The 12,568-nt window shown below is 38.2% G+C and carries 12 protein-coding genes; 6 read left to right on the forward strand and 6 right to left on the reverse strand.

Going from position 1 to position 12,568, the window contains the following annotated elements; genetic code table 11:
- Nucleotides 1–99: 99 nt before the first annotated feature.
- Both BMX11_RS15380 and BMX11_RS15385 read right to left on the reverse strand, forming a co-directional pair.
- Nucleotides 100–702, reverse strand: a complete 603-nt coding sequence (locus BMX11_RS15380; protein WP_090885819.1) for a DUF4254 domain-containing protein — start codon at nt 700–702, stop codon at nt 100–102.
- 45 nt (nt 703–747) lie between these two features.
- Entirely contained in the window at nt 748–2,424 is a 1,677-nt protein-coding gene (locus tag BMX11_RS15385) for a DNA polymerase/3'-5' exonuclease PolX (RefSeq protein ID WP_090885821.1), read from the reverse strand.
- A gap of 89 nt (nt 2,425–2,513) precedes the next feature.
- Between BMX11_RS15385 and BMX11_RS15390 the strand changes: the two genes are divergently transcribed.
- Entirely contained in the window at nt 2,514–3,143 is a 630-nt protein-coding gene (locus BMX11_RS15390) for a hypothetical protein (protein ID WP_090885823.1), read from the forward strand.
- A 240-nt stretch (nt 3,144–3,383) separates the two neighbouring features.
- Here the strand turns inward: BMX11_RS15390 and sppA are convergent, their stop codons facing one another.
- Nucleotides 3,384–5,150 carry a signal peptide peptidase SppA gene (sppA, locus tag BMX11_RS15395; RefSeq protein ID WP_090885825.1) on the reverse strand — a complete coding sequence of 589 codons (1,767 nt, stop codon included), beginning with the start codon at nt 5,148–5,150 and terminating at the stop codon, nt 3,384–3,386.
- 51 nt (nt 5,151–5,201) lie between these two features.
- Here sppA and folK point away from each other — a divergent pair, with 51 nt between their 5' ends.
- Complete coding sequence (folK, locus tag BMX11_RS15400; RefSeq protein WP_090885827.1) at nt 5,202–5,696, forward strand: 2-amino-4-hydroxy-6-hydroxymethyldihydropteridine diphosphokinase; 495 nt, start codon at nt 5,202–5,204, stop codon at nt 5,694–5,696.
- A gap of 16 nt (nt 5,697–5,712) precedes the next feature.
- Nucleotides 5,713–6,075, forward strand: coding sequence for an Hpt domain-containing protein (locus BMX11_RS15405; RefSeq protein ID WP_090885829.1), 363 nt, complete (start codon nt 5,713–5,715; stop codon nt 6,073–6,075).
- Here BMX11_RS15405 and pssA read toward each other — a convergent pair.
- Nucleotides 6,070–6,759 carry a CDP-diacylglycerol--serine O-phosphatidyltransferase gene (gene pssA, locus BMX11_RS15410; RefSeq protein WP_090885831.1) on the reverse strand — a complete coding sequence of 230 codons (690 nt, stop codon included), beginning with the start codon at nt 6,757–6,759 and terminating at the stop codon, nt 6,070–6,072. The genes BMX11_RS15405 and pssA overlap by 6 nt on opposite strands.
- Nucleotides 6,760–6,850: 91 nt before the next feature.
- Nucleotides 6,851–8,548 (reverse strand): transcription termination factor Rho, encoded by a 1,698-nt coding sequence (rho, locus tag BMX11_RS15415; RefSeq protein WP_090885833.1) that lies wholly within the window; start codon nt 8,546–8,548, stop codon nt 6,851–6,853.
- 421 nt (nt 8,549–8,969) lie between these two features.
- Here rho and pyrF point away from each other — a divergent pair, with 421 nt between their 5' ends.
- From pyrF to BMX11_RS15430, 3 genes are all read left to right on the forward strand, one after another.
- Entirely contained in the window at nt 8,970–9,800 is an 831-nt protein-coding gene (gene pyrF / locus BMX11_RS15420) for an orotidine-5'-phosphate decarboxylase (RefSeq protein WP_090885835.1), read from the forward strand.
- Nucleotides 9,801–10,004: 204 nt separating this feature from the next.
- Nucleotides 10,005–11,294, forward strand: a complete 1,290-nt coding sequence (locus BMX11_RS15425; protein WP_245738681.1) for a DUF2851 family protein — start codon at nt 10,005–10,007, stop codon at nt 11,292–11,294.
- A gap of 162 nt (nt 11,295–11,456) precedes the next feature.
- The gene (locus BMX11_RS15430) at nt 11,457–11,675 is read left to right on the forward strand and encodes a PspC domain-containing protein (RefSeq protein ID WP_090885837.1); all 219 of its coding nucleotides are present in this window, start codon (nt 11,457–11,459) and stop codon (nt 11,673–11,675) included.
- Nucleotides 11,676–11,823: 148 nt separating this feature from the next.
- On the opposite strand, the gene BMX11_RS15435 is transcribed toward BMX11_RS15430, so the two are convergent.
- Nucleotides 11,824–12,480 (reverse strand): ankyrin repeat domain-containing protein, encoded by a 657-nt coding sequence (locus BMX11_RS15435; RefSeq protein WP_090885839.1) that lies wholly within the window; start codon nt 12,478–12,480, stop codon nt 11,824–11,826.
- Between the last annotated feature and the right edge of the window lie 88 nt (nt 12,481–12,568).

Below are 12,568 nucleotides of genomic sequence, written 5' to 3' on the forward strand. Positions count from 1 at the left end.
ATTAGTTCAAAAGCCAAAATCACCAAGACACAATGAAAATTTAAAATTTGCTTCGTGCCTTAGTGATATTTATTATGGAGACGCGCAGGAGATAATAATCTAAGCCTTCTTGTACAGTACCGGGTTCAAACTCGGGTCGTTATACATTTTCATTTGCTTGTACACTTTCATATATTTCTTTCCAGCCTCAATATCGGCTAGTAATTCGTCAATGCTATTGGATAAATCTTCGCGTTGCGACAAAAGAACATCCAGTTTAGTTTGGCATAGCTCGCGATGTGTTGCTGAAGCAGTAGGTCTTTCAGCTTCTTCACGCATATGATATATTTTTAACGCCAGTATAGATAGCCTGTCTATTGCCCATGCAGGGCTTTCAGTATTGATTTTTGCATCTGGCTTAGCGTTTATGCCTTGATATAAGTTGAGGAAATAACCATCAATAAACTCTACCATATCGGTACGTACCTGATTTTGCGCATCTATCCTTCTCTTCCAGCTTAATCCTTCAACCGGATCAATCTGCGGATTACGAACCACATCTTCCATATGCCACTGCGCAGTGTCTATCCAATTTTTAAGATAGAAGAGATGCTCCAGGCTTTCGGCATCGTAAGGATTGGCAATGGGATGATCAATGTCATCAAACTGATGGTAATCGGTAATGGCTTGATTAAATATGCGGTTGGCTATTTCACTTATCATGGGGCAAAGGTATTGAAAAGATTAAATTATTTATTATGCTAAAAACTAGGGCTTTTTACTTTCGAAATATTGGGTTATTTCAGGTAAAGAGAAAGAATTGAGGCATTTTTCTGCACTTAGTCCACCTTTTCTGGCTACTAAAATACCATAATGCATATCGTGGAAACCTTCTGTTCTATGTGCATCTGGATTAACAGAAAGCAGCACGCCTTTTTCTAGGGCATAACGATGCCAGCGCCAGTCTAGATCTAAACGCAGCGGATTGGCGTTTATCTCGATCACAACCTTATTGGCTGCACAGGCATCTATAATTTTTTTATAATCTATGGGGTATCCGGCACGGCTTAATAATAACCGGCCTGTTGGGTGACCTAAAATTGTCGTATATGGATTTTCAATGGCCTTTAGTAATCTTGCAGTTGCTTTTTCTTCATCCATACGCAGGTTACTATGGATGGATGCCACCACAAAATCGAAAGTTTTAAGAATATCATCTGGGTAATCTAGTGATCCATCACTTAGAATATCACTTTCTATTCCTTTAAATATTTTGAAAGGTGCAAGTTTCTTATTTAACTCATCTATTTCCTGATGTTGTGCATAAACCCGTTGCTCATTTAACCCTTTGGCGTAAACAGCGGTTTTAGAGTGGTCGCAAATGCCCAGGTATTCTAAATTAAGGTGCTCTTTACAATATACCGCCATTTCTTCCAGGCTATGTACTCCGTCAGACCAGGTAGAGTGATTGTGTAAACTACCTTTTAAATCTTCATATCTTATCAAAACTGGAAGTTGATTGTTTTTTGCCAACTCAATTTCGTCAAAATCTTCTCGCAATTCTGGTTCAATAAACGCCAAACCGGCTTGTTTGTAGATTTCTTCTTCACTTGCGAAAGGACCACTTCCAGCTAATTCTAAAACTTTTTCTACGTGCGCTTCATTCCCGGTTTGTTTAAACCACTCTAAATAGAATGTAGTTTTTTCTACGATAGAGATTTTAACTTTCAAGCCTGCCTCGGTTACCGCATGAAAAGCGTCGTCTCCCTGAATTAACGTTAGCGGTGCAAACCTATCCATATTCAGTATAACTGCTTCTAGATTTTCGGCACCAATAATCAACTCTAATTGATCAATAATTTCACAGTTCCTTCTGTATTGGCCTGCAAAACCCAAAAGTGCATCATGATCTACCGATACCAGCCATGTAGAAAGTTGCGTTAATAAGGTGCTTGCAAAGCCTTCAATTTGTGCGTATAAAAATCTGCCGTTGGCTGCTATTTTGAACTCAATCGCCTTCTTGATCTCTTCCTGTGTTTTTAAACCAAATCCTTTGGCTTCGATTAATCGGTTTTCATTGCAGGCGTAATAAAGTTCTCCAATATTCTCTATGCCCAGCACGTGCCAGATAATGGCTATTTTTTTTGGACCAATGCCCTTTATACCCAGCATCTCTACTACTCCTTCAGGAGTTTTTGCAATCATGTCTTGCAGCTCCTTTAATTCTCCGGTTTGGAGCAATTCGGCTACTTTAGATGCCAGGCTTTTTCCGATGCCATCAATCTTATCTAAGTCGGCTACAGGTTTATCTTTCAGTGCGAAAGGTAACTTGTCGATTTTGAAATAAGCATTAGCGATAGATTTTATCTTAAAGGGATTCTCTTCATGCAGTTCCATTAACTGTGACAAGAGGCGTAGGGTACGGGCGATGGTTTTATTCTCCATAAGCGGTAAAATTAAGGAAAATAATGCTTCAAAACTTTTGGATGGTATGAATTTGCAACACAATTTCTGATAAGTGTTGTTCTCTGTTTATGAATAAGTTGGTAAACATCATTCTTTTTGGATTAGGTATCGGGTTGATTTCCTGTAAGTCGTCGCCGAGAATCCAGAACAAGGTAGATTCTATAGCAAGCATTGAATCGGGACCCGGAAAAATTATTGATGAGCGATTTTTAATTGTTCCAGGTCGGTCTGTTGGTGAAATATCTCTTGGGGATGATATGGTTGCTGTAATTAAAAAGCTGGGTAAACCTGATGCAGGTGATGCGGCTATGGGAAAGGCTTGGGGAATTTGGTACAACATTGGTTCGGAGGGTAAAGAGAAAAATGAGTTGGCTATTTATTCAGCTTATCGAGATACGAGCATGCGGGTTAAGGAGGTGAAACAAATTAGAATTACTTCGAATGCCTTCAAAACGCAGGATGGCTTCACTACTCAAAGAACCATGAATGATACGGAACTGCGATTCCCCGGAATGGAGCAAGTGGCTACTTATTTGAATGAAAACCAGGATACTGTGTTCGTATATGATGCACAGTCTGATGGTATTGGTTTTGAGTTTTTAAAGGGTAGGGGGATTTCGGTTACTGTACATCCTAAAAACGTAGCAGTTAATAATAGTTATATAACTTTGCACCCGGAATGGAAACAGGTGTTTTAGTTTTGAGTATCAGGTAATAAGAATCAAGTAGCGAGTATCAGGTAGCGAGAATCAAGTACCAAGGTTTTGTAACTCTTTCAGCTTTTAATCGAATATTAAGGAATTAAGATAGTTAAGGGGGACTTTAAACTTTTAACTTTGAACTTTCCACTCTTTCACTTTCCGCTTCGGTCTTTTAATTTCTGCTAAACAAAAAATCCCAGCACGCGTATAACATACTGGGATTCGATTTATTTTTTTCTACTTGATGACCGCTTCAAAAGGCATTCTTGCTTGTATCCCCGAACTGGCCACTACTTTTTTCATTTGTTGATAGAGGTAGTAATTTTCACCTAATTCTTGTTTAGTGTAATAAGTTTTTACCCGATCGGTACTTTCCTGAAGTAATGATTTTAATGGATCAATTACATCTGGATATTCGACGATTTTATAATCTTTTAAATTTGCTTTTTTTGCCGCGGCTTTAATGGCATCGTTAAAACTTCCAATTCGATCTGCAAGCCCAATTTGTACGGCATCGGTACCAATCCAAACGTGGCCACCTCCTACGCTATCAATATAAGCCTTACTCTTCTTTCTGCCTTCGGCTACGCGGCTCACAAAGCCACTGTAAATTCTGTTCAATTCATTTTGAATAATAAATTTTTCCCCTTCAGTCATGGGGCGGTTAGTGGCCATAATATCAGCATATTTACCTGTTTTTACGCCGTCGAATGTAATTCCCAATTTATTGGTCATCAGGTTTTGGAAGTTTGGAATAATTCCGAAAACACCAATAGAACCAGTTATGGTATTGGGCTGAACAAAGATACTGTCGGCTGCACAAGCGATATAATATCCGCCAGAAGCCGCAACATCACCAAATGAGGCCATTACCGGCTTAACTTTTTTACTGAGTACAATTTCTCTCCAGATTACATCGGATGCAAGGGCACTACCTCCGGGAGAATTTACGCGCAATACGATGGCTTTTATGTCGTCATCCAAGCGTGCTTTACGGATGGCTCTAGAAATGCGTTCTGAGCCGATTTGATTGTCAGATCCTTCTCCACCGGTAATATCTCCATTGGCGTAAATCACAGCAACCTTATTTTTGCTGGAACCACTATCTGTATTGTTTTTAAGGTAATCGTTTATGGAAACAGCACGGATAACTTCGTCTTTTTTACGGCCAGAGAGTTTACGTAATTTGTCTAAAATTTCATCCTTGTACTTTAACCCGTCGACCATTTTATAGTTTAGGGCATCTTGAGGTTCGCGGATTTTATAATTGTCGGCAATGGTATAAAGAGAATCTTTCAGGATGTCTCTACTTTGTGCAATATCCGTTAAAAAAGTATTATACAAGCCACCAACATAAGCGGTTACCTGCTTACGGTTGTAATCGCTCATTTTATCTAAAATGAAGGGCTCTACCGCACTTTTATAGTTTCCAACACGAATAACCTGTGCTTCTATTCCTAGTTTTTCTAATGTTCCTTTGAAAAAGGTAAGTTCAGAACTGAAGCCCTTGAATTCTAATGCGCCTTCTGGGTTTAAGTAGATTTCATCAGCAACAGAGGCTAAATAATAGGCACCCTGAGTGTAAACTTCACTGTAGGCAATTATTTTTTTATGGGATTTTTTGAAATCAATTAATGCATTTCTGATTTCACGCATGGTGGCAAAACCAGCGTTTGGACTGCTCACGTTCAGGTAAATACATTTAATATTATCATCTGTTTTAGCTTTTTGCAGAGATTTTAGGAGGTCGTTTAAGCCTATACCATCTTTTTCTTCTCCACCTACAATAGGTAGATTGCCAAAAGGGTTTTTGGGTGTGCGTTCGGTTATTGCCTGATCGAGGTTAAGGAATAAAACAGAGTTGTTGTTTACCACTACGTTTTTATCCGTATCCACCGAGGCGATTAAACCTACAATGATAAAAAAGCAAATTACTCCGATAAGCACCATGGAAAGGAAAAAACCAAGCATGGAGGCAAATAGATACTTAAAGAAATCTCTCATTTAAATGTTTTAATTTTGTGTTGTAAAGATATAAAAATACACATCGCTTATATGGCTTTAGAGCGCACAATTGCTTATTTGTTACTGGGGGGAAATTTAGGAGATATTAAGGCGAATTTACACTTAGCCATACAACTGCTGGAAGAAAGGGTAGGGAAGATTGTTTCGGTTTCTGCGCTATACGAAACTGCAGCCTGGGGCAAAACCGATCAGCCAGCATTCTTAAATCAGGCGGTAGGAGTGGAAACTGATTTAGCTCCAATGGATGTTTTAGCGGCTGCGCTGGCAATAGAGGCAGAGTTGGGTAGAATTAGAAAAGAGAAATGGGGTGAAAGACTAATTGATATTGATCTGATTCTCTTTGGAGATCAGGTAATTAATATTGAAGGGAAACTTCAGGTTCCTCATCCACATATGCAGGACAGGAATTTTGTGTTAACCCCTTTAGCAGAAATTGCAGGCGATGTGGTTCATCCTGTGTGGAATAAAAATATTTCAACATTGGCAGAAAATACTTCTGATAAATTGCCTGTAAAGCGGTTGTAATGATTAGATTTGTTATATGGAGAATATTTATGATAATCATCCCATCGATTTATCATACCTTATTGAAATGCTTGGTAACAACCGAACGTTTATAATTGAATTTTTTGATACATTTTCTACACAAACCCCCTTGTACCTCGAAGAGTTGGATTTAGCCTTAACTAATCAAGACTGGGAACGGGTAGCCGACTGTGCGCATAAAATTAAGCCAACATTTGGATATTTTGGGCGCAATGACATCAGAGATCTGGTTCATGACATTGAACGGAGCGCAAGACAAAAAATGGCACCAGCTCAAATCATCACCGATGTGCAAAAATTAAAATCAACTTTAAATCAGCTCTATCTGCAAATAGCAGAAGCCAGAATTAATTTATAACAGTTTGGATGAGCTACTTCTAAAATGTAAGAAGGACATGCCAATGTAAAGTACCAGCACAAATGGAATAGCTGCGAAATTTAAAAACGCAATAAGCAAGGCTGAGATCATCAGGAAGATGAATTTAATCTTGTTTCGGGTCCAGCTTAATTCGCCAAATTTTAAAGAGAATATTTTAATTTCACTGACCAAAAGGAAAGCAGTTAGCGCTGTAATGCCTAAAAGTAGGAAAGAAGATCCTATTACACCAGGATAGTCGCGCCCTATAAAAGACAATGAGCAGATGAACAGCGTATTCATTGGGGTATTCAGGCCAATGAAGTCTTCAGTTTGCCGCTCATCATTGTTAAATTTGGCTAATCGCAATGCAGAAAATATGGTAATTAAGAATCCGAAGTAAGGAAGGTAATCCGAGGTATAATCGCTTAGTTTCAATAGTTGAAACATCACTACGCCCGGTAAAAAACCAAAACTTACCATATCGGCAAGGGAGTCTAGATCCTTTCCGATTGCTGATTTCACATTTAGAAATCGGGCAACCATGCCATCAAAAAAGTCGAATATACCGGATAGGATTACGAAGTAAGCGGCGGTTTCAAGATCGCCTTTAAATGCAAAAACGATCCCTATACAACCAGAAAAGAGGTTAGCGCAGGTAATCGCATTGGGAATGTACTTTTTCATGAGATAGGATAAAGGTAAATAATTAAGGTGTAAGATTTAAGTAACCTGGATGGAAAACTTAATCCTTACACCTTTATGTCATTCGCCTTTACTAGCTGTTCATCGAAATCAGGAATTCTTCGTTGCTCTTAGTTCCTTTAATTTGAGCCTGAACAAATTCCATCGCCTCCTGGCTGTTCATGTCAGCCAAGTGGTTACGTAAGATCCAAACCCTTTGCAAGGTATCTCTGTCGTGCAATAGATCATCTCTACGTGTACTTGATGCTGTGATATCGATAGCAGGGAAAATACGTTTGTTAGATAATTTACGATCCAACTGAAGCTCCATGTTACCTGTACCTTTGAATTCTTCGAAGATTACCTCATCCATTTTAGAACCTGTATCTGTTAATGCAGTTGCCAAAATAGTTAATGAACCACCGTTTTCAATATTACGTGCCGCTCCGAAGAAACGTTTTGGTTTGTGTAGTGCATTCGCATCAACACCACCCGATAAGATTTTTCCTGATGCCGGAGCAGTTGTATTATAAGCTCTGGCTAAACGGGTAATAGAATCTAAAAGAATGACTACATCGTGCCCGCTTTCTACCAAACGTTTAGATTTTTCCAGCACGATATTGGCAATTTTTACATGACGCTCTGCAGGCTCATCGAAAGTAGAGGCAATAACCTCAGCCCTAACGCTACGTGCCATATCAGTAACCTCTTCCGGACGTTCATCTATTAAGAGAATAATTAAATAAACTTCTGGGTGGTTTTTAGCGATAGCATTTGCAACTTCTTTAAGTAAATTCGTTTTACCTGTTTTAGGTTGTGCTACAATTAAACCACGCTGACCTTTACCGATAGGGGTAAATAAATCCATAATACGGGTGCTGTAATTACCAGTATCTGTAAATAAATTTAATCTTTCGGTAGGGAAGAGAGGAGTAAGGTAGTCGAAAGGTACACGATCACGAACCTCTGCAGGAATACGGCCGTTAATGGTTTCTACCCTTACCAGAGGGAAATATTTTTCACCTTCTTTTGGAGGGCGGATACTTCCTTTAACCGTATCACCAGTTTTTAAACCAAAAAGTTTAATTTGTGATTGTGATACATAAATATCATCAGGAGAAGTCAGGTAGTTATAATCTGCTGAGCGTAAGAAACCATATCCGTCAGGCATGATTTCCAATACCCCCTCATTGGTAATTACGTTATCAAAATCTAAATTAGAGTAGCTGTTTTCATTTTTATGATGGCTACCGGCATTAGGTTGTTTTTGCGAACGGTTATCGTCACGCTGAGGTTTCTCTTTTTGCTCGTGTTTTGGTTTTGGAGCTGGAACCACTTCTGCATTTTCTTCAATAAGCGCAGAAATTGGTTTTACACTTTCTACTTCAACAGTTCTTTCTGGCTGAAATTCAGCCACAGGCTCGTCGAAAAGCGTTACGGATTCTGTTTTTGGCTTAGAAACAGGTGCCACATCGTCTTTTTGGATTCTTGCTCTTTTTTTAGCGGGCTTTTCAGGTTCAGCCACAGCTGCAACTGCCTCAACCACTGGTGCTGCCACAGGAGCTTTAGCTGCCTTTGCAGATTTTGCTTTAGCTGAAGCAGGTGCCTTAGTTTTTTTCTCTTCAGGAGCATCTAAATCAGATTTAGCAGCACTGATTATTTCTTGCTGATGTAAAAGCACTTCAACTAAGTCAATTTTTTTTAGGGAATCGGCACCTTCTATGCCGTAAGATTTTGCAAGCTCACGCAGTTCTGATGTGAGTTTATCATTTAATTCTGTTTTGCTAAACATTCTAAATATATATGTTTCAAGAAATTTTTTATTTGCTTATAACGCTTTTTCGGTTATAAAGCTGCACAAGCTTATAAATGTGTTTTGCCTAAGCCCGGCGGTTTTGTTGTGTATAAATTCTTTAGGCTATAAAACTTTTATGAGTTTTAACTTTAATAAACTCAAAATGGTTTCATAAAGTGTTTAAATGCTGAATAAAAAAGCAGTATTGGCTCTTTAAAAATGATTACAAAAACAAGTCTTGGTAAAATTTTCTGGGATATTCAGATAAACGGTTGAGAAATTATGTTGCAATTGTATGTATTTGAAACGTAATCTGCAAGAGAAAAATTAAAATGTTTAAAAAAATATTTGTTATTGAGCTATTATTGTGGTGCAAAAAGTTTAAAAATCTTCATATTTGCAGCAAATAAGCCACAATATGACTAAGCAACAACTTTTTGAGGAGATACAAAAAAAACGTTCATTTCTTTGTGTTGGTCTCGATTCTTCTCTGGATAAAATTCCTCAGCACCTGTTAAAGTATGAAAATCCCATTTTGGAATTCAATAAACAAATAATAGATGCTACCAAAGATTTATGTGTTGCTTATAAACCCAATACTGCATTTTATGAGTGTTACGGAAAAAAAGGCTGGGAAACTTTAATCGAAACCTGGAAATATATACCACAGGATATTTTTTCTATAGCGGATGCAAAAAGGGGAGATATTGGCAATACCTCTGCAATGTATGCGGAAACGTTTTTCAATGCGGCATCTTCAGAAATGAGTTTTGATTCGGTTACCGTTGCTCCATACATGGGGAGCGATTCGGTAACACCTTTTTTAACTTTTAAAGATAAATGGGTGATTCTTTTAGCGCTCACCTCTAATTCGGGTCATGCAGACTTTCAACTTCAAGAAGTTGGGCAGGACAGGCTTTTTGAGAAAGTGCTTCAAACTTCTCAAACCTGGGCCACAGCTGAGCAGATGATGTATGTGGTAGGTGCAACTCGTGGTGCCGCATTTGCTGATGTGCGTAAACTGGCACCAGATCACTTTTTATTGGTGCCTGGGGTAGGTGCTCAAGGGGGAGACCTAAAAGAAGTATGTAAGTATGGATTAAACTCAACCTGTGGTTTGTTGATTAATTCTTCCAGAGGAATCATTTATGCCAGCCAGGGAGAAGATTTTGCAGAAAAAGCAAGAGCTGAAGCCCTTAAACTGCAACAGGAAATGGAGCAGATTTTAGGAGAAGCAGGATTGATATAAATCCCTGATTAAGCATTCCCATTTTCTGATGATTTTGTAGTAGTTCATTGTCGCCAATAGATTTATGGTGATGAATGCTTATGAACTTTTGGGTGGATTATATTTGACCTGTAAGCGTTAAGCCCACACATTCCAATAATCTGATGCTATGGCTAAAACTAAACGTTTAAATTAATCGCTCCAGGTAATATTTCATTATCTTCCATGATGGATATCCCTGAAGATTTTCTTCACTACGTGTGGCAGTTTAGATCCTTTAATTATAGTGGATTGGCTACTACCATGGGTGAAAAAATCAAGGTGATCAGCACTGGTTTGCTCAATAAAGATGCAGGGCCTGACTTTAGCAATGCCAAAATACAAATCGGTAGTACCATTTGGGCGGGTCAGGTAGAAATCCATCTCAAGTCTTCTGATTGGATAAAACATCATCATCAAAATGATGGTAGTTATGATAATGTAATACTTCACGTGGTGTTAGAACACGATGAGGATGTTGTTCGAAATGATGGTTCTATTCTTCCGGTATTAGTTTTAAAAAATAGAATACCACAAACACTTCTGGATAAATATTATGGTTTGATCTTAAATTTGAATGATTTTCCATGTAAGATTCAGGTTAAAGATGTTGATCCACTGATTGTTGATTCTTTTCTCGCGAGGGTTGTAATAGAAAGGTTTGAATTAAAAACCACTCAGGTATTTGAGCGCCTCGCTCAACTGAAAGGGAACTGGGATGAGACTTTTTATCACTTTTTGGCGCGGAACTTTGGTTTTAAGGTAAATGGATCACCGTTTGAATTATTAGCAAAGGCTATTCCACAGCATTACTTTGCCAGGCATAAGGATCACCCGGAACAAATAGAAGCTTTGGTTTTTGGTGCCGCTGGTTTTTTAAATGATGGGTTTAAAGAAGAGTATCCGGCAAAGCTGAAGAAAGAGTTTGAATATTTAAAGCAGAAATACAACATTAAACCTATAGAGGTTAGCCTCTGGAAGTTTATGCGCATGCGGCCTCAAAATTTTCCTACCCTGAGGTTAGCGCAATTCGCAGCATTGATTGTACAGTCGAACCACCTTTTTTCAAAGGTTATGGATGTAAAGGATGTTTCGGAATTAAGGCGTTTATTTGAAAATCTACCTGTAAACGATTATTGGAAGCATCATTATCATTTTAAGAAAGAGGTTGAGGATGTTAGTGTTCAAATTGGAAAGGTTTCTATAGATAACATTCTTTTAAATACCGTCGCCTTATTCTTATTTGCGTATGGGAAACACACTGCCAGTCAGTTTTATATTAACCGGGCAATTCAGTTATTGGAGCATTTGCCAGCCGAAAACAATGCGGTTACTGAAAGATTTGTGGCCGCAGGGATTAAAATGGCACACGCTTTTACATCGCAAGGAATTTTGCAACTTAAAAAACAATACTGTGATCAGAAAAAATGCTTATCTTGTGGTATCGGGATTAAAATACTGAAGAACGAAAAATAAATTTAAGTTCAAATTATAGCGTACAAAGTTGAAAGTTAAAAGTATAAAGTGGAAAGTGTTGAATACCGATACTCGAAGTTGATACTAATATTAAAACCTTTTTCGTTCTTAAAGAGTTAAGATAAAAGGTCTGATGTTTTTAATAAATAATAAGGCATAAAAATGTTCCAGCGAATTGTAACCTATTTTGAACAACAAAGTTTTGGCGTTTCTACTTATCTGGCCAATAAGCTGAATATGAGTACTTCCAAGGTGAGGTTGTTTTTTATCTATTCTTCCTTTTTGGCCGTTGGTTTCCCGATACTTTTTTATTTCCTGGCTGCGGTAGTATTGGATATCCGGAATTATATGAAGCGGATGAGACTTAGGGTGTGGGAGTAAAGATTGACATATGAGAAATTAGGTCTTAGATATGAGATATGAGATGTGAGATGTGAGATGTGAGAATTGAGCATGAGTCATAATACATTTATATGAAATTATCGACCTGATTGTTTAAAGAAGTTTTGTTTGACTTTGAGCCTCCCTGCTAATCGTCGTCTCTTAAAATCTCTGCAATTTCAAGAAAACCTTTTTCTGCGGCTAAATCAGCCGGCAGTTTACCACCTTCCATCCGTAAGGAGACTTCGGCACCATGCTCTAAAAGTAAAATAATCAACTCAATATTTCCCAGCTGCGCAGCGGTATGGAGTGGTGCGAGACCGGCTTTTTGGCATACATTGGGATAGGCGCCGCTATCTAACAACATTTTGGTTATATTGTAATTATTCGCGGCAACTGCTGAGTGGATAGGGAAAACATTAAACCCATTTTTTGAGGCGAGGTTAACATCGGCACCTTTAAGTACCAGAAAACGGGCGAGTTCTTCATGACCAAAATAACAGGCTAGTCCTAATGGGGTAAAACCATCGTCAGAATAATCATTAACACGTTCAGGATTTTGAAAAATTAATAAGGTTGCGGTATCAAATTTACCAACAGCACAGGCCTCAAAGAGCGTTAAATCAGAAACAAATTCTGCAATCACATTGGCAATGTCTTGTTTCTTGTAATAACAGGCCAGTAGCAGGGCTGAAATACCATGAGAGGTATTTTTTTCGGCCAGTTGAGGATGCTGGATTAATATTTCCTTCACCCCCTGTAAATTTCCTGATTCAATTTGTTCTTCTAGCTGCGCAATATCCATATGGAATGTTTAATTCTAAAAATCGTTTTAAATTAATAAAAAATACCATATAATAAAAAATCCCGTTTTACCTCTCCAGGCCAAACGG

It is taken from the genome of Pedobacter rhizosphaerae, from assembly GCF_900111155.1.
Taxonomy (GTDB): domain Bacteria; phylum Bacteroidota; class Bacteroidia; order Sphingobacteriales; family Sphingobacteriaceae; genus Pedobacter; species Pedobacter rhizosphaerae.